At 33.5% G+C, this 24,095-nt stretch carries 26 protein-coding genes and 1 pseudogene; 21 read left to right on the forward strand and 6 right to left on the reverse strand.

Annotated elements, in window-relative coordinates; translation table 11 throughout:
- Positions 1–24 precede the first annotated feature (24 nt).
- Positions 25–681 carry a PAQR family membrane homeostasis protein TrhA gene (trhA, locus tag AC1Q51_RS02235; protein ID WP_090976453.1) on the reverse strand — a complete coding sequence of 219 codons (657 nt, stop codon included), beginning with the start codon at positions 679–681 and terminating at the stop codon, positions 25–27.
- Between the two features lie 213 nt (positions 682–894).
- Between trhA and AC1Q51_RS02240 the strand changes: the two genes are divergently transcribed.
- The 4 genes from AC1Q51_RS02240 to AC1Q51_RS02255 all read left to right on the forward strand — a co-directional run bounded on the left by AC1Q51_RS02240 (position 895) and on the right by AC1Q51_RS02255 (position 3,439).
- Entirely contained in the window at positions 895–1,080 is a 186-nt protein-coding gene (locus AC1Q51_RS02240; RefSeq protein WP_000492442.1) for a twin-arginine translocase TatA/TatE family subunit, read from the forward strand.
- A gap of 42 nt (positions 1,081–1,122) precedes the next feature.
- The gene (tatC, locus tag AC1Q51_RS02245) at positions 1,123–1,863 is read left to right on the forward strand and encodes a twin-arginine translocase subunit TatC (RefSeq protein WP_000390119.1); all 741 of its coding nucleotides are present in this window, start codon (positions 1,123–1,125) and stop codon (positions 1,861–1,863) included.
- A 329-nt stretch (positions 1,864–2,192) separates the two neighbouring features.
- Positions 2,193–2,444: a DUF2535 family protein gene (locus tag AC1Q51_RS02250; protein WP_000629012.1), complete on the forward strand. Its 252-nt coding sequence runs from the start codon at positions 2,193–2,195 to the stop codon at positions 2,442–2,444.
- Positions 2,445–2,596: 152 nt separating this feature from the next.
- Positions 2,597–3,439, forward strand: coding sequence for a DegV family protein (locus AC1Q51_RS02255; protein ID WP_029948540.1), 843 nt, complete (start codon positions 2,597–2,599; stop codon positions 3,437–3,439).
- A 330-nt stretch (positions 3,440–3,769) separates the two neighbouring features.
- Here AC1Q51_RS02255 and AC1Q51_RS02260 read toward each other — a convergent pair whose 3' ends face one another.
- The gene (locus tag AC1Q51_RS02260) at positions 3,770–4,744 is read right to left on the reverse strand and encodes an MBL fold metallo-hydrolase (RefSeq protein ID WP_001129640.1); all 975 of its coding nucleotides are present in this window, start codon (positions 4,742–4,744) and stop codon (positions 3,770–3,772) included.
- A gap of 335 nt (positions 4,745–5,079) precedes the next feature.
- Between AC1Q51_RS02260 and AC1Q51_RS02265 the strand changes: the two genes are divergently transcribed.
- Positions 5,080–5,667 carry an SCO family protein gene (locus tag AC1Q51_RS02265; protein ID WP_000833332.1) on the forward strand — a complete coding sequence of 196 codons (588 nt, stop codon included), beginning with the start codon at positions 5,080–5,082 and terminating at the stop codon, positions 5,665–5,667.
- A 34-nt stretch (positions 5,668–5,701) separates the two neighbouring features.
- On the opposite strand, the gene AC1Q51_RS02270 is transcribed toward AC1Q51_RS02265, so the two are convergent.
- The gene (locus AC1Q51_RS02270) at positions 5,702–6,163 is read right to left on the reverse strand and encodes an Hsp20/alpha crystallin family protein (RefSeq protein ID WP_001288086.1); all 462 of its coding nucleotides are present in this window, start codon (positions 6,161–6,163) and stop codon (positions 5,702–5,704) included.
- A 217-nt stretch (positions 6,164–6,380) separates the two neighbouring features.
- On the opposite strand from AC1Q51_RS02270, the gene asnB reads away from it, so the two are divergent.
- The 10 genes from asnB to AC1Q51_RS02320 all read left to right on the forward strand — a co-directional run bounded on the left by asnB (position 6,381) and on the right by AC1Q51_RS02320 (position 15,031).
- A complete protein-coding gene (gene asnB, locus AC1Q51_RS02275) occupies positions 6,381–8,282 on the forward strand; it encodes an asparagine synthase (glutamine-hydrolyzing) (RefSeq protein WP_000333826.1) in 1,902 nt (633 codons plus the stop codon).
- Between the two features lie 93 nt (positions 8,283–8,375).
- Positions 8,376–8,735, forward strand: a complete 360-nt coding sequence (locus AC1Q51_RS02280) for a GNAT family N-acetyltransferase (RefSeq protein ID WP_000627519.1) — start codon at positions 8,376–8,378, stop codon at positions 8,733–8,735.
- Between the two features lie 51 nt (positions 8,736–8,786).
- Entirely contained in the window at positions 8,787–9,116 is a 330-nt protein-coding gene (locus AC1Q51_RS02285; RefSeq protein WP_000200465.1) for a hypothetical protein, read from the forward strand.
- Positions 9,117–9,218: 102 nt separating this feature from the next.
- Positions 9,219–10,205, forward strand: coding sequence for an N-acetylmuramoyl-L-alanine amidase (locus tag AC1Q51_RS02290; RefSeq protein ID WP_000779888.1), 987 nt, complete (start codon positions 9,219–9,221; stop codon positions 10,203–10,205).
- Positions 10,206–10,444: 239 nt separating this feature from the next.
- Positions 10,445–11,407, forward strand: coding sequence for an ABC transporter substrate-binding protein (locus tag AC1Q51_RS02295; protein ID WP_090976457.1), 963 nt, complete (start codon positions 10,445–10,447; stop codon positions 11,405–11,407).
- Positions 11,408–11,534: 127 nt separating this feature from the next.
- Positions 11,535–12,410 (forward strand): D-amino-acid transaminase, encoded by an 876-nt coding sequence (gene dat, locus AC1Q51_RS02300; RefSeq protein WP_023521836.1) that lies wholly within the window; start codon positions 11,535–11,537, stop codon positions 12,408–12,410.
- A gap of 98 nt (positions 12,411–12,508) precedes the next feature.
- On the forward strand, positions 12,509–13,156 hold the full coding sequence (locus AC1Q51_RS02305) for a nitroreductase family protein (protein ID WP_053564602.1): 648 nt from the start codon (positions 12,509–12,511) through the stop codon (positions 13,154–13,156).
- Between the two features lie 262 nt (positions 13,157–13,418).
- A complete protein-coding gene (locus tag AC1Q51_RS02310) occupies positions 13,419–13,907 on the forward strand; it encodes a putative periplasmic lipoprotein (RefSeq protein WP_000713495.1) in 489 nt (162 codons plus the stop codon).
- A gap of 66 nt (positions 13,908–13,973) precedes the next feature.
- Complete coding sequence (locus AC1Q51_RS02315) at positions 13,974–14,240, forward strand: hypothetical protein (RefSeq protein WP_033667345.1); 267 nt, start codon at positions 13,974–13,976, stop codon at positions 14,238–14,240.
- 242 nt (positions 14,241–14,482) lie between these two features.
- Positions 14,483–15,031, forward strand: coding sequence for a cysteine hydrolase family protein (locus tag AC1Q51_RS02320; protein ID WP_000816771.1), 549 nt, complete (start codon positions 14,483–14,485; stop codon positions 15,029–15,031).
- 34 nt (positions 15,032–15,065) lie between these two features.
- Here AC1Q51_RS02320 and AC1Q51_RS02325 read toward each other — a convergent pair.
- Positions 15,066–15,515 (reverse strand): annotated as a pseudogene (locus tag AC1Q51_RS02325) (NUDIX hydrolase).
- A gap of 231 nt (positions 15,516–15,746) precedes the next feature.
- Between AC1Q51_RS02325 and AC1Q51_RS02330 the strand changes: the two are divergent.
- From AC1Q51_RS02330 to adhP, 6 genes are all read left to right on the forward strand, one after another.
- Positions 15,747–16,640, forward strand: coding sequence for a mechanosensitive ion channel family protein (locus AC1Q51_RS02330; protein WP_069355526.1), 894 nt, complete (start codon positions 15,747–15,749; stop codon positions 16,638–16,640).
- 158 nt (positions 16,641–16,798) lie between these two features.
- Positions 16,799–17,917, forward strand: coding sequence for a two-component system sensor histidine kinase CasK (gene casK, locus AC1Q51_RS02335; RefSeq protein WP_075720254.1), 1,119 nt, complete (start codon positions 16,799–16,801; stop codon positions 17,915–17,917).
- Between the two features lie 14 nt (positions 17,918–17,931).
- Positions 17,932–18,573 carry a two-component system response regulator CasR gene (gene casR, locus AC1Q51_RS02340; RefSeq protein WP_492331339.1) on the forward strand — a complete coding sequence of 214 codons (642 nt, stop codon included), beginning with the start codon at positions 17,932–17,934 and terminating at the stop codon, positions 18,571–18,573.
- Positions 18,574–18,735: 162 nt separating this feature from the next.
- Positions 18,736–19,590 carry a MurR/RpiR family transcriptional regulator gene (locus tag AC1Q51_RS02345; protein WP_001119652.1) on the forward strand — a complete coding sequence of 285 codons (855 nt, stop codon included), beginning with the start codon at positions 18,736–18,738 and terminating at the stop codon, positions 19,588–19,590.
- A 166-nt stretch (positions 19,591–19,756) separates the two neighbouring features.
- Entirely contained in the window at positions 19,757–20,620 is an 864-nt protein-coding gene (locus AC1Q51_RS02350) for a PhzF family phenazine biosynthesis protein (protein WP_075720258.1), read from the forward strand.
- A gap of 293 nt (positions 20,621–20,913) precedes the next feature.
- A complete protein-coding gene (gene adhP / locus AC1Q51_RS02355) occupies positions 20,914–21,951 on the forward strand; it encodes an alcohol dehydrogenase AdhP (RefSeq protein WP_000649129.1) in 1,038 nt (345 codons plus the stop codon).
- Between the two features lie 150 nt (positions 21,952–22,101).
- Here the strand turns inward: adhP and AC1Q51_RS02360 are convergent, their stop codons facing one another.
- Both AC1Q51_RS02360 and AC1Q51_RS02365 read right to left on the reverse strand, forming a co-directional pair.
- Positions 22,102–23,121, reverse strand: coding sequence for an ABC transporter permease (locus AC1Q51_RS02360; protein ID WP_000836567.1), 1,020 nt, complete (start codon positions 23,119–23,121; stop codon positions 22,102–22,104).
- Positions 23,118–24,020 carry an ABC transporter permease subunit gene (locus tag AC1Q51_RS02365; RefSeq protein ID WP_090976463.1) on the reverse strand — a complete coding sequence of 301 codons (903 nt, stop codon included), beginning with the start codon at positions 24,018–24,020 and terminating at the stop codon, positions 23,118–23,120. The genes AC1Q51_RS02360 and AC1Q51_RS02365 overlap by 4 nt, the downstream gene beginning before the upstream one ends.
- Positions 24,021–24,095 lie beyond the last annotated feature (75 nt).

Genomic DNA, 24,095 nt, shown 5'->3' on the forward strand with positions numbered 1-24,095 from the left:
TATAGTAAGCTGAAACCTTTTTTATTATGCTGTAGGTAAGACGTAAAAGAGTACACAGAAGAACATCATCGTACTACCACCTAAAACGAACAGGTGCCATATGGCATGGTTGAAAGGTAGCTTTTCCCAAAGGAAGAATATAGCTCCGACAGAATATAAAATTCCACCTGCTAAAAGTAGTGAAAAACCATGTCCAGTTAGATTTTCATAAAGTGGTTTAATGGCAACGATTATGAGCCAGCCCATAATGATGTAACATAAAGTTGATGCCTTTATAAAGCGACGTACAAAGAAGATTTTGAAGACGATACCTCCGATTGCAAGTGTCCAAATTATAGCAAGCAACGTCCATCCTAATGGGCCACGAAGTGTAATAAGTAGAAAAGGAGTATACGTGCCAGCAATCAATAAGTAAATGGCTGAATGATCTAAAATAGTAAATATTTTTTCTACTTTAGGATGATGAATGCTATGTAGCAATGTTGAAAACAAGTACAGTAAGAACATGCTTACACCATAAACAGTAAATGCGACTACAGCTGATGCGGTACCGTGCTTAGAAGCATGAATAATCAATATGATTAAGGCAGGGATGCTTAAAATGGCACCGATACCATGTGTAATTGCATTTGCAATTTCTTCTTTTACAAATTGGGTCATTCGTGTCATTTTTTTAGTCATAATGCAAATCCTTTCTACTATCATAAAATAATATGTCATTTCCCTTACCATATCATACACAAGAGCAATAGAAAATGAAATTTGTATAATTGATTATATTTTTGAATTTTTTTGACAAAAGGCAATGGATTTGTTGACGTTTTCAAACTTTTTTGACAAAATAAAATTATGTAATAGTAGGACAAGGAAACTACTAATAAAGGGGATGGGGAAATGTTTTCAAATATTGGCTTTCCAGGGTTAATTTTAATTTTAGTAGCAGTACTCATTTTATTTGGACCTAAAAAATTGCCGGAAATCGGGAAGGCTTTAGGGGAAACGTTAAAAGAGTTTAAAAAATCAACGAAAGAATTGACAGATGACGCATTTCAAGAAAAGGAAAAGAAAGAAAAACTGTAATGTATTTTCCTTGTAATGGATAAATAAAGTGTGGTGAACGAGATGGAAGATCGGGAAATGAGCGTAGTAGAACATATTGTTGAACTTCGAAAAAGAGTAATATATACAGTGTTATCCTTTGTACTATTTTTAATTATTGGATTTACTTTTACAAAGGATATTTATTTTTGGCTTGTAAAAGATTTACCAATGAAATTAACTGTTCTCGGTCCAAGTGATGTATTGTGGATTTTTTTCTCGATTGCTACAGTATTTGCTATCGTTTGTACAATTCCTTTTGCTGCTATACAAATTTGGTTATTTGTAAAACCGGGTTTACATCCAAATGAACAAAAGATGACAATAATGTATATACCGGTATTGTCTATATTATTTATCGCAGGTTTATGTTTTGGATACTTTATTGTAATGCCGTTTCTATTTCACTTTTTAACTACGATAGGTAATGAAATGTTTAATACGATGTTTACGACAGAAAAGTATTTTCATTTTGTACTTAATTTAACAGTTCCATTTGCTGTGATTTTTGAATTGCCAGTCGTTGTAATGTTTTTAACTAGTATTGGAATACTTACGGCGGAATTTTTAATAAAAATAAGAAGGTATGCTTACGTAGCATTAATTATCATTGCATCTTGTATATCACCGCCTGACTTTTTATCTCATAGTTTAGTTGCGGTGCCGCTTATTTGTATTTATGAAGTAAGTATTGCTTTATCAAAGGTTGTAAGTAAGAGGAAAAAGAAAAGAGAAGAAATGCAGTCGAAAAGTGCCTCGTTATAAAGGCACTTTTTTATTTATTTGTTATACTATAGCTATAAACGTATACAATATATAGAAGAAAAAAATTATAGAATCTCCAAAATTTAGACAAACTTTGCGCTTTTATAAGCTTATACTAAATGTATTAAACAATTGATGGATAATGAGATTCCCGTCTCAGAGATATTTAGGACGGGAAGATGGATTAGGTGGAGATGAATAGAGTATAAATCTTCTAGCCATAAGGACTACAGAAATCATATAAGTCTGATTTTACTCCACTTTAAACCACGTCTTACAGCGCAAAGTAGAGGAAGTTCAAAAATCCAATGAAAAAGAGGATTGATATTGTGATTACGAAAAGTTTTTATTTCACTCATTCAACAGGGGATTGTATTAAAATATTCGAAATCCCTGTCCTACAGGCACAGCATCCATTATCGTTTCTAATTCAGTCTCGTCTTCAATTATTTATTGCAAAAATTCAAAAACAAAAACATCCAAGATTTTCATATTCTTTCCGTGAATATTTACAAAATTGTTTGAAGTGGAATGATTATTTAAATGTATATAAAACAAATACTCTTGAAAAAAATGCATGATATAGAGTAGAGACAGGGTTAGGAGCTCTGTCTTTTTCATTTTAGATATAAAAATATAATTAATTTGATGAAATTTCGTTCCAAATTGTTGAAAGCAGTGGGAATACTAGTATAATAACAAGGAGAGCGTATTGGAAAGGGAAGAATATAATATGCAAAAAATTAAAATTGTAACAGATTCAACGGCAGATTTATCACAAGAGGTAATCGAGAAGTATGACATTCATGTTCTACCATTATCAATCTCTGTAAATGGACAAACATATTTAGATCGCGTTGATCTACAACCAGATGAATTTATTGAAGAAATGATTAAATCAGAGGAACTACCAAAAACATCACAACCTGCAATGGGTACATTTGTAGAAATGTACGACAAGTTAGGTGAAGATGGAAGTGAAGTACTTTCCATTCATATGACAAGTGGAATGAGTGGTACTGTAGCAACTGCAAATAGTGCTGCATCAATGACTGATACAAAAGTAACAGTTGTTGATTCTCAATTTATTACACATGCTTTAGCATATCAAGTGATTGAAGCTGCAAAAATGGCAAATGAAGGACGCTCACTAGAAGAAATTTTAAAACGTGTAGATGAAGTAAGAAAGAATACTCGTTTATATGTAGTAGTAGATACATTAGAAAACTTAGTGAAGGGTGGACGTATCGGTAAAGGAAAGGCGTTTATCGGTTCGCTGCTTAATATAAAGCCAATTGCTAGTCTTGAAGATGGTGTTTATAATCCTGTAACGAAAGTTCGTAGCCAAGGCCAAATTGTAAAAACATTAGCTAAGTTATTTGAGCAAGATACAGCTGGAAAAGTTGTAAAGGCTGTTGCAATTCCGCATGCGAAAGCAATTCCTTTAGCTGAAAGTATGAAAGCGGCGGTTGAAAAAGTGAGTGGGTTTGCTCAATCAGAAATTTTCTATACAACGCCTATAATTAGTACTCATACAGGTCCAGGTGCAATCGGATTTATGTATTTAGCAGAGTAATAAAAAAGCTACTTGAAAATATATTTCAAGTAGCTTTTTTATGTAAATAGAAAGTAAGAAATAAGAAGAGCTATACAGGCACTACCGCTAATGATATAGCGAGTCTGTAAATATTCATTCATAGATAACACCCTTTATCCTGCTATTTGCGGACAGTAAAACTCCCACCTCAAAATTTAGCTGGAGCAAAGAGGTTAGGTGGCGGGCTGTCCGTAAAAGCCCGATTGGTGAAGGTTAATAATCAGTGGGGATAAAGAAACTCCCACTGATTAAAATTTCATTATAGGATTTTCTATATTATATGTTGGATATAGAAAATCAGTCGTTACGTTACACATGTAAAGTTTCAATTTTTTCATTTACTTGCTTATCATTTGTTGCGTTACTATAAATAAAAGTTTGGCCTAAAAAGAGCACATGCAGTTGTTCCCATGGTAACATGCGCAAATTCCAATTATTTCGAAGTCTAGTTATTGCTTCACGAGGTGTTTCATCGGCGAGTGCAAAAGCTCCGTAATGCATCGGTATAAAATGCGTAGCGTTTAAATCTAAATAAGCTTGCACAGCTTCTTCAGGTGAAACATGAGATACTTTCATAAACCATTCTGGTTCATAAGCGCCAATGGGCATAAGAGCAATATCAATTAAAAAGCGTTCACCGATTTCTTTGAAACCTTGGAAATAGCCACTGTCGCCACAAAAATATATGGTTTCCATAGTCGTTTCATTATCAATAATCCATCCGCCCCAGTGAGACGTATTCATATCAAATAAGAATCTTCTCGTCCAGTGCTGAGCAGGTACGAAGTGAAAAGAAACTTCGTTAATTATCGTACTTTCCCACCATTTATACTCTTCTACATGTTTAAATTTCTTACGAGTAAATAATTTTTTCAATCCGATAGGTACAAGATATAGAACATCATCATTCAACTGACGAAGAGTTGAAAAATCTAAATGATCATAATGACCATGTGAAATAAGGACAATATCAATTTTAGGCAGTGCTTCTATAGAGAGTCCAGGTTCTGTAAGTCTTGTAACTAGCTTTAATTTATTGGCCCATACTGGATCTGTTAATATATTAAGTCCATTCGTTTGGATAAGAAAAGTAGAATGCCCAATCCATGTGACAGTCGTTTTTTTTACATTACTTTGCAAAAATGCACTTTGTTTAACGGGTGATTGTTCTACTAAGAAAGAAAAATCTTTTTTGTTTTGCTTTCGTTCTTTACGCCAGCGTAAAAAAGAGCGAATTGATTTTTTTGTACTAACATTATCCATATTTTCATAGCGCTTTGCCATGAACATCACCTCATTTACAATCGTTGTATTTGTATTGTACCGAAATGTTGTTAAGGAATACAGTGTAAAACATGGATTAATGTTTAAGGAATTGTTAAAAAATAGGGAGAGGTATTTACAAAAGTAACAATAAAATTAGTTTTATCAATTCTATTTATAGAAATAATAGTAAAAAAATATATTTTGTCTAGTAATTCGCTTGAAATAAAGAAGTAACATACGTAAATTCGTACGATTTCGTGAACAAATGTAGTAAACAATTTTCTCGTAGTGTTAACTTTTGTTATTATAAACATAACCTATTTAAATTTAGGATAGAGAAAAGAGGTTTATAAATGAAGCGTTATCAAAAAATAATTGGTCTTATGGTTGTATTTTGTCTCTTTGTACTTGCTGGATGTAGTGAATCAGGTTCAAAGCTTCGTAAACCATTAAATTGGGATTTAGAAACTTTCCAATTTACAAATCAAGATGGAAAGCAATTTGGTACAAAAGATTTAAAAGGGAAAGTTTGGGTTGCAGATTTTATGTTCACAAATTGTCAAACAGTTTGTCCACCAATGACTGCAAATATGGCCAAGCTGCAAAAGATGGCAAAAGAAGAGAAGATAGACGTTCAGTTTGTTTCATTTAGTGTAGATCCAGACCTTGATAAGCCGGAAAATCTGAAAGCTTTTATTCAAAAGTTTACAGAGGATACTAGTAACTGGAATTTATTAACGGGATATTCGTTAGAAGATATTACGAAGTTTTCAAAAGATAATTTCCAATCACTTGTAGATAAGCCGGAGAATGGTCAGGTCATGCATGGTACATCATTTTATTTAATTGATCAAAACGGAAAAGTAATGAAAAAGTATAGTGGAATTAGTAATACGCCATATGAAGACATTATACGTGATATGAAGCGATTAGTGGATTAAAAATAAGGGTGCTATGCACCCTTATTTTTTTGCATTAGTCTATGGATAAAATGTCATGTTGTTGGGGAAGTTTCGGCGCCCGAATTTCTAATACGCCGTTTTGATAAGAAGCTTTTGCTGCTTTTTTATTAATTGAATACGGCAACTTAATCAATCTTGATGCTTCTGAAATGGAACGTTCCCGGCGATAATAGTTATGGGATGTTTCTTCTTCTTCTTCGAGTATCTCTTCTTTTACAGAGACTTTTAAGTATTCACTTTGTATTTCAATTTGAATTTGCTCTTTTTGTATACCTGGTAGTTCAGCTGTAACAACGAGTTCTTCACCAACTTCATATAAATCTACAGGGAATGTTAATAAACGGTTTCCTTTTTGGAAAAAATGATTTAAATCAGCGATTACATTGCGAAGAGGTGTTTGCTCGAAGAAATCATCAATTTGCTTTAAGTAATTACGAACCGGTGGGCGAGAAGAATCTTTTTTTTCTTCACTCATGGTATTCCCTCCTAGAAATCAATTTGCAATATCATATGACAAAAGCGGAGAAAGGTGAGTGCCTAGTTTTCATGTTTTCATAAAAAATTGTTAAAAATGTGAAATGGAGTGATTTTTTTATAGTTTTTGGTCGCCATATTCAGTTGATTATGCTAGTATAAATAGGGTTGATATAGTAGTATAGAAACAGAATGAAAACCGAAAGAGGGTAAGAAGTATGTGTGGTTTTGTAGGATGTTTATGTGAAAACCCTAGAGAGTTTTCAGAAACAGAAAAACATCAATTTGAAAATATGAACACGATGATTTTCCACCGTGGTCCAGATGACGAAGGATATTTTCGTGATGAACATGTACAATTTGGCTTCCGCCGTTTAAGTATCATTGACTTAGAGGCAGGACATCAGCCGCTAACTTATGAAAATGATCGATATGTAATTATTTTTAATGGTGAAATTTACAACTATGTAGAATTACGTGAAATGTTACTTGAAAAAGGTGCAACGTTTGCAACACAATCTGATACAGAAGTTATCATTGCATTGTATGCACATATGAAAGAAAAATGTGTAGACTATCTTCGTGGTATGTTTGCATTTATGATTTGGGATCGTGAAGAGAAGAAACTTTTCGGTGCACGTGACCACTTCGGTATTAAACCTTTATACGTCGCACAACAAGGTGATACTACATTCTTCGCATCTGAGAAGAAAAGTATTATGCATGTGATGGAAGATAAAGGAGTTAATCCAACGTCACTACAACATTACTTTACGTACCAATATGGTCCAGAGCCAGAAACATTAACAATTGATGTTAATAAAATTGAGCCTGGTCATTATTTCGTAAAAGAAATCGGTAAAGAGATGGAGATCCATCGCTACTGGAAACCTTATTTCAATGCTTCAAGCGCAACGAAAGAGGAGCATATCCAAGCAATTCGTGATGTGTTATACGATTCAGTAAAAGTGCATATGCGCAGTGATGTACCAGTAGGTTCATTCTTATCTGGTGGTATCGATTCATCTATTATCGCTTCTATCGCAAGAGAAATGAATCCAAATCTTTTAACATTCTCTATTGGTTTTGAACAACGTGGTTTCAGTGAAGTTGATGTTGCCAAAGAAACTGCTGAGAAATTAGGCGTTAAAAACCATAACGTATTCATTTCAGCGAAAGAGTTTATGGATGAGTTCCCAAAAATCATTTGGCATATGGATGATCCTTTAGCAGATCCAGCAGCTGTACCATTGTACTTCGTTGCAAAAGAAGCACGTAAGCATGTAACAGTTGTTCTTTCAGGTGAAGGTGCAGACGAGCTATTTGGTGGTTATAACATTTATCGTGAGCCAAACTCACTAAAAATGTTCTCTTACATTCCTAGCCCAGGTAAGAGCGTTCTAAAAGCATTAAGTGGTGCTCTTAAAGAAGGATTTAAAGGTAAGAGCTTCCTAGAGCGTGGATGTACGCCAATTGAAGAGCGTTACTATGGAAACGCGAAAATCTTCCGTGAAGAAGAGAAAGTTGAATTAATGAAGTATTACAATGAAAGTGTTAACTATATGGATATCACGAAACCATTGTATAACGAGATTAAAGATTATGATGATGTAAGCAAAATGCAGTACATTGACATGTTCACATGGTTACGTGGTGACATTTTATTAAAAGCTGATAAAATGACAATGGCAAACTCATTAGAACTTCGTGTACCGTTCTTAGATAAAGAAGTATTCGATGTTGCATCTAAAATTCCAACTGAATTTAAGATTGCTAACGGAACTACGAAAGCTATTTTACGTGAAGCAGCACGCGGAATCGTTCCAGATCACGTATTAGATCGTAAAAAACTTGGATTCCCAGTACCAATTCGTCACTGGTTAAAAGACGAAATGCATGATTGGGCTATCAATATTATAAACGAGAGTAAAACAGAGCATTTAATCGACAAACAGTATGTATTAAACTTACTGGAAGCACATTGTGCAGATAAAGGCGATTATAGCCGTAAAATTTGGACTGTCCTTGCGTTTATGGTATGGCACCAAATTTATGTTGAGCATAAATACGATACGAATAAGTTCCATGAAGAAACAAAACGTGCGTATAGCTTAGTTTAATTAGAAAAACCTTAAGATCGCATACGGTCTTAAGGTTTTTTTCATAAATAGGAAATATTATTGATACAATAATAGTAAAAGGATGGACGACATATGATTACGTTTGAGAAAGTTACTGTAGAAAATGAAAGCGTTGTTAAAGAAATGTTTAAATCGCATAGTTTAGGTGAGAAAAAGGTACAGTACTGTGTGAAAGTTGATGATACATATATTGGTGTAATAGATTATAGTGTTCAAGAGGAACGAGCTGTTTTATCACAGCTAATTATTCATTTTGATTACCAAGGTTACGGTTATGGTGCAAATACGTATTTTACATTTGAAGAAATGATGAAACAAAGAAATGTGAAAGAAATAAAAGTGCTACAAGAGGAATTAACAGAAAAGGCGAAGTCTTTCATAGAGAGTTTTGGTTTTACTTCAGAAGATGAAGAGTATGTAAAGAAAATATAACGATGATTACTTATGCGATAAAATAAATATAAGGCAGGTGGATGTATGACGATGACTTCTGGTCTTGTATTAATTGGAGGGTGCTTTATAGTAGCAGAATTATGTCATATACTCATTCGGAAAAGAATGAGTAAGAAAAAAAAGCCGTATGAATTACAATACGTCCCTGTCTTTTTCATTATGTTTTGTATGCTTAGTACATTACAAAATCTAATGAACTTTCCACCACTTGTGAATGTTTTTTTAAAGTTCGGTTTACTTTATAGTGGTGCTGGAATAACACTTTTATTTATTTTATTTTGCATACGTTATGTTCACTATCAATCGTATATATTTATTTTAAATTGGTTAAAGCAAGATGATAGAAAACGCCTTACATAAGGCGTTTTTTTTATTTGTAATTGTAACAGAACTTGTACATTTCACATAAAATAGGACGAGTAGCAATGCAAACATATTACAAGAAAGGGGCGGGGCAATAAAATGAAACTTGTTATAGACGCAGGGCACGGTGGATATGATTCTGGTGCTGTTGGTAATGGTTTAGTAGAAAAAAACTTAACACTTCAAATTGCGAGACGCGTTCGAGACATTTTAACGGTAAATTACCCAATTACAATTAAAATGACACGTGATAGTGATGTGTTTATTTCTTTATCGGAACGTGCTAATATTGCCAATGCTTTTGGTGCGGATTATTTTATTTCATTTCATATTAATAGCGGCGGGGGGACAGGTTTTGAAAGCTATATTTATAATGCGTTATCCAACAGCAGCACTGCATATGCAAAGCAACAAAAGATGCATACAGCAGTAAATCCTGTATTAACAAAATACGGTCTTCGTGATCGAGGAGCAAAAAAAGAAAATTATGCGGTATTAAGAGAAACCACAATGGATGCAATTTTAACTGAGACTGCCTTTATTGATACAACGTTTGATGCAAATTTATTAAAAAATCCACAATTTATTGAAGATCTAAGTCAAGCGTATGCGAATGGAATAGCGGCTATTTTTGGAGTAGCTCCAAATCCACAACCTCCTAACCCACAACCGACACCTCAAACGAAGGGAATCGCTTATATCCTTGGGAAAAATGTAAATTTAAGAAATGGTCCATCAACTTCTTCCTCAGTTATTCGTCAATTAAATTCTCCAGAATCTTACGTTGTATATCAGGAAAGTAACGGATGGTTAGATTTGGGGAATGGACAATGGGTGTATAATGATCCTTCTTACATTAATTTTGTAAAGACAAGTAATAGTGATGGAAGTCCGATTGGGGTTGCATATATACAAGGGATGAATGTAAATTTAAGAAGTGGTCCATCAACTACATCTGCAGTTATCCGCCAATTAAATTCTCCAGAATCTTATTTAGTATATATAAATGAAAATGGTTGGTTAAACCTTGGTGGAAAGCAGTGGGTATATAATGATCCATCGTATATTAAGTATACTCAATATTAGCAATTAAAATGATAATGCAATATGGATGCGTATCTTTGTTATGTATAACAAGGGTACGCATTTTAATAACAACATTTATTTTCATACTTATGCACTATGTTTTAAAAAGAAACATTAGAAAAGCGGATAGAATCTAAATAGTATATATTAAAAAAGTTTTCTGATATACATTGACAATGTATGTAGGATACATTAATCTTTAATTGTTAATGATAATCGATTTCATCTAGGGAGGACATATGATACATACTAAAAAACTAATTATGTTCTGCATTATGACACTCATGGTTGTAATTGCAGGATGTAGTAAAGAAGAGAAAAAGGAAAATGATATATCAGCGAAAGCAAAAGATTCATATACGGTAAAGCATGCAATGGGCGAAACGACAGTAAATGGTACACCTAAAAAAGTTGTTGTTTTAACAAATGAAGGTGCAGAGGCTCTTCTAGCTGTGGGCGTAACGCCAGTGGGGACTACGAAACCACGTGCTGGTGATGAATGGTATCCTCATGTAGCGAAAGAGTTAAAAAATACGGAAGTTGTAGGAACTGAACGTGATATTAATTTAGAAGCAGTAATGAAGCTTAAGCCAGATTTAATTATCGGAAATAAAATGCGTCACGAAAAAATATATAATCAGCTAAAAGAAATCGCACCAACTGTTTATGCAGAAACATTACGCGGTGATTGGAAAGAAAACTTTACGCTTTATACAAAAGCTGTAAATAAAGAAAAAGAAGGGCAAAAAGCTCTTGATGATTATAAAAAACGTATTGAAGGAATGAAAGAGAAGTTAGGCGATAAATTGAATTCTAAAGTTTCTATTATTCGTTTCGTGCCAGGTGATGTTCGTATTTATCAAAAAAACTCATTCTCGGGAGTTGTTTTAAATGATATTGGATTTAAACGACCACCATTACAAGATAAAGATGATTTTGCGATAAAAGGAATTACAAAAGAGCAAATTCCAAATATGGACGGAGACTACTTATTCTATTTCACGTCTGATAAAGATGCAGATAAGAATAATGAAGGAAATTCGTTAGCAAAGGAATGGACAGAAGATCCACTCTTTAAGCAACTACAGGCTTCTAAAAATAATAAAGTATTCCAAGTAGATGAGGTAATCTGGAATACAGCAGGCGGTATTAAAGCTGCGAACCTTATGTTAGATGATATTGAAAAATATTTCCTTAAATAAATGATAAAATACATCACTTTTACGAAGTGATGTATTTTTTTGTTTGTGAAAATACAGAAAATTCCTTCTTTCGGGGTGACATAAGTTGTACAATAAAATCAATCATGTGATAAAGGAGTGGGGAAGAATGAAAGCTACTCATAAAGATTGGATCTTGTTTAATGGGAGAATGATTAATACGAAGGAAGAACAGCCGATGGTCGCATTAGAAGAGCGCGGTTTCCAATTTGGTGATGGTATTTATGAAGTATTTAGACTATACGATGGCAAGCCTCATTTATTAGATTTACATTTAGAACGATTCTTTAACTCTATGGCAGAAATAAAACTAATTCCACCATTTACGAAGGAAGAATTAGTAGAAGAGTTATATCAAATGATTGAAAAAAATCAATTTCAAGAAGATGGGAATGTATATTTACAAATATCAAGAGGTGCACAACCGCGCAATCATGTATATGAATCAGATTTACAACCGACATATTTTGCAAATCTTGTTTCGTTCCCAAGACCAGTTGCTTCAATGGAGGCAGGGATTAAGGTAACAGTAGAAGAGGACATCAGGTGGAAGTTTTGCCATATAAAATCTTTAAATTTGCTTCCTAATATCATGATCAAAAACAAAATAAATGAACAAGGGTATCAAGAAGCAATATTAGTACGGGATGGCATTGTGACTGAAGGGTGTCATTCCAATTTCTTTATCGTGAAAAATAATAAGTTAATTACACATCCAGCGGATCATTTTATTTTACATGGTATTACACGTCACTACGTGATTACATTAGCGACAGAGTTACATATTGAAGTAGAAGAACGAGAGTTTTCATTACAAGAAGTATATGAAGCTGATGAGTGCTTCTTTACAGCGACGCCACTTGAAATATTCCCAGTCGTTCAAATTGGTGATGAACAGTTTGGAGCTGGTGAAAGAGGACCAATTACGAAAAAATTACAAGCTGCATATGAAGAGAGTATTCGTTTGTTTAAAGTGACAAATTAATCATGAAGAAAAAAGCTGGTATTCTTCCGGCTTTTTTTCATGATATAATTCAAGCATAGGACAAGTTTTGAAAACGCTGTAAAAAGGGGATTTAATATATGAATTATGAAGATTTTAAAGAAGTAATTCACGGAAGACGAAGTGTTAGAAAGTTTACAGATCAAGAAGTATCTACTAATGATATAAAAGAAATAATTGATTGTGCGCGTTACGCACCGAGTGATACGAATTCGCAAACGTGGGAATTCTTAGTTATCATGAATCGAGAGAAGATCAAAGAAATTGAACAAATGACATGGGATGCATTACATAAACTTGCGGCAAAAGCAGCAGAAAATGGAGAAGAGAAAGCAGGGAAATTACTTACACGTTCTTTCGGACCATATGCAACAGCTTTCTCGGAGGCACCAGTATTAATCGTATGTTTGGCAACACCATATGAATCAAAGTTCCGTGAAAAGATATTTGATCCAATTGCTTTTGTTCCAGATTCAGTTTGGGAAGAAGAAGGGATTAAGAGTAGCTGTTTAGCGGCACAAAACTTAATGTTAGCTGCACATGCAAAGGGACTTGGTACTTGTCCAATGACAGGGCCAGTATTGCTAGCTCAAGATGAACTGCGCCAATATTTACAAATTGAGCCTGAAAAACAAATAAATATGGTTATTTCACTAGGATTTCCGAAAGATAAGCCAAAAAAACTTCCAAGAAAAGAAGTAGAAGAAATCACAACATTTGTTTTTTAAAGTGCTACATAGAAAAGACATTGGACATATCAATGTCTTTTTATTTTTGAGCGGGTATTATATCGATTTGTTGGGCTAAAATGATAAATAAGAAGGAATTACTATTTATTTCATAAAAAAAATTAATGTTCTATTAAGGAAAGTATGATACATTAATCGTGAGCAAGCTTCTATATGTTCATAAAAGTTTTAAAAGTTGTCTTAAAATTTAAAAGTTATTTTTGTATAATAAATTATAATCAAATGACAGGGGGGATGAATTTTGAAAAAATTCATAATCACTGGATTGTCTGTATTGTTATTAGTAGGTTGCGGTGCTCCACAGGAAAAAGAGGACGCGCAATCAAAACAGGAAGAACAAGTTGTAAACGCAAGTGATGAGAATATGGTTGTATTTCCTGAAGGTGCAATGTCAATTGGAGAAGGGAAAGTAAAAGTTATTACTCCAGATGGTACTTCTGAAAATGGCAATATACCGACTGTATTCATAAAAAAGGATACTTTAATTCAGCAAGTTGAATTAGAACTTTCTAATTTTCAAAGTGATAAAGAAACCTTCATATTTGTAGATCAAATGTATACAGATAGACATCAAGTAACTAGTACAACGCAGACAACAGTACAATTAAAAGAAAAGACGCTTGAAACAGGTAGTCATACGATTACTGCAGTTCAGTATGAAAACAATGACCCGAAAGGAAAGGTTATTAGTTTTAATCAAGCAACATTTGAGACAAAGCCTGCGTCTTAATAAGAATAAAAAGTACATTACTCAAAAAAGTAGTGTGCTTTTTTATTTGGACTAGAGTGTGCAAGAGTGAATAACTTGTTTCGTTTTCTAATACGATTAAATAGGAAGAAATCACTTGCTACTACTATGACAGAGAAAGAGGTTGAAGATGTGAATCGGTGTATTCGTATCGTCTTGATTAGTATAATGATGGCAGTAATTTGGTTTACGATACAAGAGGTGATTCAAATTACGTTTAATTACCAAATTCATGACTTAGTAATAGGAGCTAGTTGTTTTACCATTGTGTATCTATTATATCCCGCATTAATGGGCAGTAAGACCTCGCCTTAAAAATCGGTATATGTGAGGAGATTAGGTGGGAGATCAACTGTCCGATTGGTTTAACTAATAATCATTGGAGATGAACAAACTCTCCAATGATTAAAGTTTCACTTTATGATAAACTCGAATTAAGGTAAGTTTTACAAGAAAAATGTAGGTATTTCATTTGAAATGTCGAATAGTACATACGATGTCGTAATAACAAATTTTCTATTGTTTACTGTGAAACAGAAGAAGGAGAGATAGTAGTTATGAAACGAGCTCTTATTAATATTGATTATACATATGATTTTGTAGCGGAAAAAGGTGCTTTAACTTGCGGAAAACCAGGTCAAGAAATTGAGAAGGAAATTGTACATATAACGACGCAATATATTGAAAATGGAGATTACGTTGTCTTTGCGATTGATAAACATGAAAAAAATGATGTATATCATCCAGAATCAAAATTATTCCCACCCCATAATATAGCTGGTACAAGTGGAAGAGATTTGTTTGGGGAATTACAAGATGTATACGAAACATATAAAAATGCTGAAAATGTATATTACATGGATAAAACACGATATAGTGCATTTGCAGGAACCGACTTAGAAATGAAGTTAAGAGAAAGAGGAATAGAAGAAGTTCATCTTGTAGGTGTTTGTACTGATATTTGTGTTCTTCACACAGCAGTAGACGCTTATAATAAAGGATTTAAAATTGTTGTTTATGAAAAGGCAGTTGCATCTTTTAATGCGCAAGGGCATGAATTTGCACTTGGACATTTTAAATCTTGTTTACATGCAGAAGTGAAATGAAAAAGAGGCCTTTAAAAAGGTCTCTTTTTTGCGTTTAAACTGAGACGACATTTTGTTCAATTAATTTTTTTATGAATGGGCTAATATTTTGTGGTAGCTCATTTAAATTAAAAAATTGTACATGTAATGATTCGACTCCATCAGCTTTTAGCAAGCCACCTGTAATATCTTTGCAAAGGTAAGCGATTGTTATAGGGTAAAATTCATCTCCGTTCGGTAATTTCACAAAACATTCTTTACCTGAAAACACAGTTGCTAGCTGAAGTGTACCAATTTCGATTCCGGTTTCTTCAAGTACTTCTCGTCTTCCAGCTGCTTCTATAGATTCACCAAGTTCTACAAAACCTCCTGGAACGCCCCACATGCCATTTCACCTTTGTTGTAGTAGTATTTGTCCTTGTTCATTGAAAACAGCTACCGCAACGCCTGCTAAATTAAGCGGTCTTGATCCAACAACTTCTCTTAGTTCTTCAATATATCCCATTGCTTGTAACCCTCGTGAGTAATAATATTTTCAAATGAACTATTCGATATTATGTAAATGTTTTCCTTTTATTGGGATGGGTTGTGTAGTCTTAAAGTGAAGTCATAAAAAAATTCAATTGCTAGCTCCCTTTAGGTTATGAAAAAGGGTATATTTATAGAAGAATGTCTAATGAATTTTAAAAATATAGCAGCTTTGTATAGAATTTTTATTAGTTAAGGAAGTGGATGGATGAGTTTATTAACGTATACTGAAGAATTTTTTAATTATGTAAGGGAGTTTTTACTTTTAAGATTTTTACTATTTGCTTTAGTTTTAATCATTATTTCGTTTGTAATAAACCGGATTATTGATTGGTTTTTTAGGAAATCAAGCTTTTTTGATGAAGAGGTAGAGCAGACGATTCAAAGTGTAATTCGATCTATTTTTAGATATATCATTATCATCAGTCTTATCATATATTTAATTAGCCAATTTGTAGATATAAAAAGTATTATTGCAGGTGCAGGGATAGCTGGAGTTGTCATCGGTTTTGCAGCACAACAGATGCTAAAAGATGTTATATTAGGCTTTGCAAGATTAGCGGACAAAGAGTTTCGAGTTGGTGATTTTGTAACTTTTAACGGAACAAATTCAGGAACTATTGAAGAGATTAGTATTCGTTTTATGCAAATTCGTGAATGGTCAGGAAAACTACTTACCATCCCGCACGGAGAGATTAGAACAATACAAAATTTTAATAAAGGATGGATGCGTGTAATTGAACGCATCACGGTAAGTTATCAGGAAGATCCAACAAGAGTGAAGGAATTGTTAGAAGAAGTATGTGTTATATGCAATGAAAAATTGGATCAAACTCTTTATAGAGTAGAGGATGACGCTGTTGAGCCATTTAAATACGTCGGTGTTACAGACTTAAATCCTAACTTGAAATATGTTGGCTATGAATTTTGTATTACAGGTTTAATAAAGCCAGAAGATTATTTTGAAACTTCTAGACAAGTAAGATTTGAATTAATGTCTATGTTTCATAAGAATCAAGTGCAAATGCCAGCAGCGAATATGGTTGTTACTACTGAAAATTTACAGCATATCCATGGTGGAAAATCTTTATCGGACAGCTAAAGTAGAATCGTTTGTTAACAAAAATTCTGATTCCAACATTGGATAGAATAACAATAATAAAATGATTGATATAAAGAAAGGGCTGAAGAGATTCGGTTCTTTTTTTATTTATAGAATTTAGAAATTTCTTAATGTTATAATTGTAGTTGGTGATGAGAATGAACTTTGAAGAAAAAGAGATGCATCGTTTAGAAGCATTAAAAGAAATTGCTGAATTATTAAATGAAGCAACAAACTTACAGGATATGTTAGAAAAAGTGTTGCATACATTGTTACAAGTAATGAATTTACAAACAGGGTGGATATTCTTTATTGATGAAAGTGGAAAGCATAGCATGCTTGTAGACGAAAATTTACCAGAGGCTCTTACGTGGCAAGAGAAGAAGCCGATGTGTGAAGGAAACTGTTGGTGTGTAGAACGTTTTGTGAATGGGAGATTAGAAAAAGCGACTAATATTATTGAATGTAAGCGAATAGAAGATGCAATTGAATGTAATTGGGGAGAGACAGAAGATGTTACACATCATGCGACAATTCCGCTTAGGTCTGGATCAGAAAAATTTGGTCTACTAAATGTGGCTGCGCCTCATAAGACTCATTTTTCAGAGGAAGAGTTAGCATTATTAGAATCAATTGCATTTCAAATTGGAACGACAATACAACGTATTCAGTTAGTTGAGAAAGAACGTAAATATGTAGTGGTAGCGGAAAGAAATCGACTTGCACGTGATTTACATGATTCAGTAAAACAATTGTTATTTTCTATTATGCTAACAGCGAAAGGTACTCTGAATATGACGCAAGATAGAGAATTGCAAGAGACGTTAAGTTATATTGGAGAATTATCACAAGAAGCATTACAAGAGATGACTCTATTAATTTGGCAATTAAGACCTGAAGGATTAGAGAAAGGGTTAGCAGAAGCAATTCAAAATTACGGGAAGTTATTAGGAGTTCAAGTGGAAGTTCGAATTGATGGGATGGTTTCAATTGGGGATGAAATAGAAGAAGTTTTATGGCGTATTAGCCAAGAGGCGCTACATAATTGTAAAAAGCATGCTTCGTGTGAAAAGGTACATGTTCTTTTGAAAATAGAAAATAACCAGTTACATTTTTACATAGAAGATAATGGAATAGGATTTATACAAGAGCAAGTAAGGGAGTCAGCACTTGGCCTGAAAAGTATGAAGGAACGTATTCAGTTAATGAAGGGGTCGTTTCAAATTATAACAGAGCTGAGAAAGGGTACAAAAATAGAAATTCAATTGCCGATTTGAAGGGGAGAATAAGATTGAAGATTAAATTGCTACTAGTTGAGGATCATCATATCGTTCGAAGAGGACTTGTATTCTTTTTGAAAACGAGAGAAGAATTTGAAATTATTGGGGAAGCAGAAAATGGCAAAGAGGCATTACATTTCGTGCAAAAAGAAAGACCGGATGTCGTACTAATGGATGTATCGATGCCGAAAATGGATGGAATTGAGGCAACAAAACGTCTAAAGCAATACGATGAGACGATAAAGGTACTTATATTAAGTAGTTTTTCAGAGCAAGATTATGTTATACCAGCACTTGAAGCTGGAGCAGATGGTTATCAATTAAAAGAAGTACAACCTGAGCAACTTGTCGCTTCTATTATTGCAGTACATCAAGGAAATGCGAATTTTCACCCGAAAGTAACACCTGCATTAATGGGGCGTACCGCAGTAAAGAAGGAAATAGAAAATCCTTTTTCAATGTTAACGAAAAGAGAGCAAGAGGTACTTCGCGAAATTGCGAAAGGAAGAAGCAACAAGGAGATTGCAGCAGAACTTCATATTACAGAACAAACTGTGAAAACACACGTTTCAAACGTTTTAGCTAAATTGGAAGTGGATGATCGTACGCAAGCCGCATTATACGCAGTGAAACATGGGGAGAATTATTCATAAGCATGAATAATTCTGTTACATCGTATGATAGAATACATAGGAGCAATTAAAATTTATAGTAATCCCTAATATAGGTTTTTCTTCTTTCAATAATTAGGTACAATAAAGTTAAACTAATCGGTTTTTACAGGATAAAGCTACGATGGAAGAGGAGGATATGCTATGCCTGGTACAAGGAGTGGGATTGGAAAGATTCAGGCTTCGTTGAATGGTTTATCACCGAAATTGCGAAGTATTGCCGAACATATTTTGAAACATCCACAAGATGTTGTACATAAATCTATTACAGAATTAGCTGAAGTTACGAGTAGTTCCGAAGCGACGATATTCCGCTTATGTAAACACCTTGGTTTGCAAGGTTTTCAAGATTTAAAGATTACATTAGCTCGTGAAATTGTACATACACCGATGCAAAATATTCATGAAGAGGTATCAGCAGAAGATAGTATGGTAACTGTTGCTAAAAAAGTTTTTCATTCGCATATTACAGGACTGCAAGATACTTTACATTTGCTAAATGAAACAGCACTTGAGCAGGCTGTACGAGCCTTGCAAGAAGCCAGTCGAATTGAGTTTTATGGAAATGGTGGCTCTGGTATTATTGCGATGGATGCGTATCATAAGTTTATGAGAACGGGTATTTCTTGTATCGCTCATACTGATTCGCATTTTCAAATTATGGGAGCAGGTTTACTCTCGGAAAATTCAGTTGTTATTGGCATTTCTCATTCTGGTAGCAATAAAGGGTTACTTGAAGCGTTAGAAGTAGCGAAAGCAAGAGGGGCCAAAATTATTGCGATTACGAGCTATAAGAAATCAGCATTAAGTCAGCTTGCTGATATAACGTTATATACATCAACACGTGAGACTGAATTCCGTACAGAAGCAAGTTCATCACGATTAGCACAGTTAAGCTTATTAGATACTTTGTATGTAGGGTTGTCGTTGCAGCGACAAGAAGAAACACTAAAAAATTTACAAAGTATACGTGAAACGATTTCGATGAAGCGAATATAAAAAAGCTCTTCAAATGAAGAGCTTTCAGATTGTAGACAAACTATTTTTGGAGAGTTCAAATGCTAAAAAAAATAGTTTGTCTCTTGTTTTATTGATAATTTATCCAATTATATTTATATATAGTGATTATTATATTGGAATTTACTATAGGCGAGGAAGGTGTCTTATGAAAATATCTGTTTATGTTGCAAGTGCATTTAGCAAGGATCATAAAGGCGGAAATAAAGCAGGAGTGGTATTTATTGAGAATACAAATACATTGACCACTACTCAAAAAATGACAATAGCGAAACAACTGGGTTATGCGGAAACCGCATTTATATCAGAATCTGAAATTGCTGATTATAAATTTGAGTATTTTACACCAAAAGAAGAAGTTGATTTATGTGGTCATGCCACAATTGGCTCTTTCACGATACTGATGCATTTAAATAAAAATTTCAAGAATCGCTATACAATTGAAACGAACAGCGGTGTTCTTACTATTACTATAAAAGATGACATCATATTCATGGAACAAAACAAACCGATATTCTATGATGTTGTATCTCCAAACGAGTTCATCAACTGTTTTGACATTAAAGATATAGACAATAATTACCCAATTCAAATTGTCTCCACGGGCTTAAAAGATATTTTAATTCCTATAAAAAGCGAAACACAATTACATGCGCTACAACCTAATTTTGAAAAAATTAAAGAAATCAGCAAGTATTATAATGTTGTCGGGATGCATCTATATACTTTTAATGACAATCGAATTATATGCAGAAATTTTGCTCCACTATACGACATTAATGAAGAAGCAGCGACTGGAACTTCAAACGGTGCATTAGCTTGCTACCTTTATGAACAGCACTACTTGCAAAAAGAAGTCTATGTATTTGAACAAGGTTATTCATTACACTTGCCTTCTGAAATATTAGTTAAATTAGCAACCAATAGCAAAAATAAAATAGAAAAAGTTTATGTTGGCGGTAAAGGCTATTACTGTGAAACTAAGTGTTTAAATATAGAAAATATTGAGTGAAGAGCTTTTTTATCGATGAGAAGTTTGTTACTGTATTTTCTTTTAGAAATGTATGACTTACTTATAGTCAGTGATAAACTTTCATTTTTAAAAATTTAAAATAAAGACCGATTTGTGTAATAATTCAAATATTGTTCATAATTTCACAATTTGTTTATGAAGTGTCATGTTATGATGAAGATGTAATGATGATTGAACACTTAAATTTGGTACAATAACTAGCCAAAGTAGTGAGGAAAGTAGTTGTGAGATAAACTCATTAAAACGCTAAAACACTAAAGGGGAGATCACATATGAAAGCAGTAGTGGTTAATAAAAACAGCAAAGCAAACATCGAAGTGATTGAAAAAGAATTACGTCCGTTACGCTCAGGCGAAGCGTTAGTAGATGTAGAGTATTGTGGAGTTTGCCACACTGATTTACACGTTGCGAATCATGATTTTGGTAACACTGATGGCCGTATTCTTGGTCATGAGGGTGTAGGTATTGTTACGAAAATAGCTGATGATGTTAATTCGCTAAAGATAGGTGACCGTGTAAGTATTGCATGGATGTTCCAATCTTGTGGACGTTGTGAATATTGCGTAACTGGTAGAGAAACATTTTGCCGTGAAGTTAAAAACGCAGGTTATTCAGTAGATGGTGGTATGGCTGAACAATGTATCGTTACAGCTGATTATGCGGTAAAAGTACCAGAAGGATTAGATCCTGCTCAAGCATCATCAATTACATGTGCTGGTGTAACTACATATAAAGCTATTAAAGTATCAGATATTAAACCTGGTCAACCTATTGTAATCTATGGCTGCGGTGGATTAGGTAACTTAGCTATCCAATATGCTAAAAATGTATTTGGTGCAAAGGTAATCGCAGTAGACATTAATGACGACAAATTAGCCTTAGCGAAAGAAGTTGGTGCTGATATGACTATCAATCCAATTTCTCAAGGTCCTGCTGATAAAATTGTTCAAGAGGAGCTTGGTGGCGCTTATGCTGCGGTAGTAACAGCAGTCTCTAAAGTAGCCTTTAACTCAGCGGTTGATGCAGTACGTGCTTGCGGTAAAGTAGTTGCAGTAGGGCTACCAGTAGAAACAATGGACTTAAACATCCCGCGACTTGTACTGGATGGAATTGAAGTAGTTGGTTCTCTAGTGGGTACTCGTAAAGATTTGGAAGAGGCGTTTATGTTTGGGGCAGAAGGAAAAGTAGTGCCGGTTGTTCAAACTTGTTCGCTAGATAAAGTACAAAATGTATTCGAAGAAATGGAACAAGGTAGAATTCAAGGGCGTATGGTAATTGATTTTAAAAAACATAATTGTGATTGCAAATAATTCACTTTAAATATAAAAAGCATGAGTCTAGCAAAGGACATGTAAAAAAGTTAGACAGCATAAGAAGATGATCCCTGTATTTAATAGGGATCATCTTCTTTATTTTCTACTAATATCGATGCCAATTAATACTTGATTAATGAGAAATGATTAAAGGTTTACTTTATTTGCAAACGAAAAAGAATCTTTATGTTTAACAAATTTTTTATGATCTGGAACGTTTTGAATTGCTACAATTTGCGAATCTCTTGCTTTCAGTGCATCTTGAATCCCGATGGTCATAAGCTTAATAAATAGAATCGTAATAAAGAATGAAGCGAGAGTATAAAAAATAATCCACCATGAAAGATTCATTTCATTACGATTTAATCCAATAAGGCCTGCCCAATCATTAGATAGAGAAACAGGTTTGAGCACTCCGTCATAGAGTTCACGCATTTGTATGCCGCCAATTACAATGTTAAGCAACGCTAAATGGATAACGAGTATGAGTGTTTGGACGATATGTTCCATAAATAATACAAATAAGCGGTCAAGTAATAAGACTCGTAAGTGTTTTTTTATAATATGAAAACGACTAGCCCCCAGTAATTGTGAACTTAAGATGTAATCTTGTTTCATAAATTCATCAACCTCTGAGGATATGTATAAAGAAAGTGTAGGCAGAGCGACGAAAATAAGTACGAGTACTTGATAAAACGTAAATGAAATATTTGGATCTACCCCATCAGCATTTGATGTGATTATAATATTAACAGGCGTGATGAGTATGAATGCGATAAATAGAGTTGGAATATAATAAAAAACTTCTGAGCATGACTGGAAAAATCTCTTGAGTTTTGGAGCAAATAAACTTAAGAGGATTCCTATACATGTTCCGCATAAAATTCGAAAGAAGCTAATTGCCACGGCTAATAAAATAGTGAATTTTGCTCCTTCTACAATTTGTAAGAAAACAGACTCTCCAAAACGATCAGATCCAAAAGGTGGAATTAACGAAGGCGGAAAGGGGGCCTTTCCAAGTAATTCGTTATTGTCATTGTAAAGTAACTGAGGAGGTTTTGGGATGTTATCTTTAAAGAACCAACTATAAATAAAACTAGCTGAAATAAGTATGAATAGATAAGTAAAGCCGATTAAAAATCGTTTTGATTTCCAAATAGATTTCATAATGATACTCCTTTCAATTGCTTTTTCCATCTATTCATCATGAATGAGACTATGTGGAAAAGGGCATAAAACGGTAAAATAATCATAACAAGTATGATAAATGCAGCGGGAGGTGAAACAAACGCCTTATTAAATAGAAATTGAATAATGCCTTCCATATTAAAAACAAATTCTAAAATGAATAAATTAGAAAGTAAGAAAACAAAAATCGTTTTTAAATGGTGAAAGAAGTGGATAGATATATTTTTGAATAAATGAATGCAGAGTATATAACTTGATGAAAGGCCTTTTCCATATGCAACCTCTACGTAATGTTTTCCTTCTTCTTCTTTTATGTATAACACCATCATCCGAAACATTTGTAATGTAGGTAAGACAGCTAATGATAAAATAGGGAGTAAATAAGCTCGATTTTCATTAAAAGAAATAATAGTGACAGGAGATTCCCCGAATTTTTGAAGTACCCATATGAAGAATATTTGCAAACAAATCATCATCATCATATCAGGGACAGCTTCTAATATGAACACAATTCGGTTTATCCATTTTTTTATATAATCTTTCGCTAAAAAATAAAAAAATGCCATGCTAGATGATAGAAAGAGAGCAAGAAAAAAGGCTAAAAATAATATAGTAAATGAATATAGGTAAGGTTCTAAAACAGTTGGAAATAATGGTGTTTTTTTGAAATGGCCAAACTTCGGGTCTGATCCTATAATCACTAATGATTCAGGGGAGAAGACCTGTTTTAACATGGTAACGATCTGATTAAAAAAATAAATTGGTTGAAAGGTAAACCCTTGTTGAGTGATAAATAAATAAGGTAAATTTAATAATAGTAAGAGTGATAAAAGAATTGATGAAAGCTTGATTGTGAATTGAGATATTTTATTTAACATTAAATCCCTCCGACATCTTTTTACAACATTATACAATAAATTCTATATTATTGTTTTATTTTTCTGAAAAATAAA

It is taken from the genome of Bacillus sp. MT94 (assembly GCF_058792475.1).

Excerpts from the sequence above, each read along its gene's own strand:
- AC1Q51_RS02255 (WP_029948540.1), top strand. The coding sequence starts at position 2,597 with ATGCAAAAAATTAAAATTGTAACAGATTCAACGGCAGATTTATCACAA.
- AC1Q51_RS02290 (WP_000779888.1), top strand. The coding sequence starts at position 9,219 with ATGAAACTTGTTATAGACGCAGGGCACGGTGGATATGATTCTGGTGCT.
- AC1Q51_RS02320 (WP_000816771.1), top strand. The coding sequence starts at position 14,483 with ATGAAACGAGCTCTTATTAATATTGATTATACATATGATTTTGTAGCG.
- AC1Q51_RS02360 (WP_000836567.1), bottom strand. The coding sequence starts at position 23,121 with ATGAAATCTATTTGGAAATCAAAACGATTTTTAATCGGCTTTACTTAT.
- trhA (WP_090976453.1), bottom strand. The coding sequence starts at position 681 with ATGACTAAAAAAATGACACGAATGACCCAATTTGTAAAAGAAGAAATT.
- adhP (WP_000649129.1), top strand. The coding sequence starts at position 20,914 with ATGAAAGCAGTAGTGGTTAATAAAAACAGCAAAGCAAACATCGAAGTG.
- AC1Q51_RS02270 (WP_001288086.1), bottom strand. The coding sequence starts at position 6,163 with ATGAGTGAAGAAAAAAAAGATTCTTCTCGCCCACCGGTTCGTAATTAC.
- AC1Q51_RS02365 (WP_090976463.1), bottom strand. The coding sequence starts at position 24,020 with ATGTTAAATAAAATATCTCAATTCACAATCAAGCTTTCATCAATTCTT.
- tatC (WP_000390119.1), top strand. The coding sequence starts at position 1,123 with ATGGAAGATCGGGAAATGAGCGTAGTAGAACATATTGTTGAACTTCGA.
- AC1Q51_RS02295 (WP_090976457.1), top strand. The coding sequence starts at position 10,445 with ATGATACATACTAAAAAACTAATTATGTTCTGCATTATGACACTCATG.
- AC1Q51_RS02280 (WP_000627519.1), top strand. The coding sequence starts at position 8,376 with ATGATTACGTTTGAGAAAGTTACTGTAGAAAATGAAAGCGTTGTTAAA.
- AC1Q51_RS02240 (WP_000492442.1), top strand. The coding sequence starts at position 895 with ATGTTTTCAAATATTGGCTTTCCAGGGTTAATTTTAATTTTAGTAGCA.
- AC1Q51_RS02285 (WP_000200465.1), top strand. The coding sequence starts at position 8,787 with ATGACTTCTGGTCTTGTATTAATTGGAGGGTGCTTTATAGTAGCAGAA.
- AC1Q51_RS02265 (WP_000833332.1), top strand. The coding sequence starts at position 5,080 with ATGAAGCGTTATCAAAAAATAATTGGTCTTATGGTTGTATTTTGTCTC.
- dat (WP_023521836.1), top strand. The coding sequence starts at position 11,535 with ATGAAAGCTACTCATAAAGATTGGATCTTGTTTAATGGGAGAATGATT.
- AC1Q51_RS02330 (WP_069355526.1), top strand. The coding sequence starts at position 15,747 with ATGAGTTTATTAACGTATACTGAAGAATTTTTTAATTATGTAAGGGAG.
- AC1Q51_RS02305 (WP_053564602.1), top strand. The coding sequence starts at position 12,509 with ATGAATTATGAAGATTTTAAAGAAGTAATTCACGGAAGACGAAGTGTT.
- asnB (WP_000333826.1), top strand. The coding sequence starts at position 6,381 with ATGTGTGGTTTTGTAGGATGTTTATGTGAAAACCCTAGAGAGTTTTCA.
- AC1Q51_RS02345 (WP_001119652.1), top strand. The coding sequence starts at position 18,736 with ATGCCTGGTACAAGGAGTGGGATTGGAAAGATTCAGGCTTCGTTGAAT.
- AC1Q51_RS02260 (WP_001129640.1), bottom strand. The coding sequence starts at position 4,744 with ATGGCAAAGCGCTATGAAAATATGGATAATGTTAGTACAAAAAAATCA.
- AC1Q51_RS02350 (WP_075720258.1), top strand. The coding sequence starts at position 19,757 with ATGAAAATATCTGTTTATGTTGCAAGTGCATTTAGCAAGGATCATAAA.
- casK (WP_075720254.1), top strand. The coding sequence starts at position 16,799 with ATGAACTTTGAAGAAAAAGAGATGCATCGTTTAGAAGCATTAAAAGAA.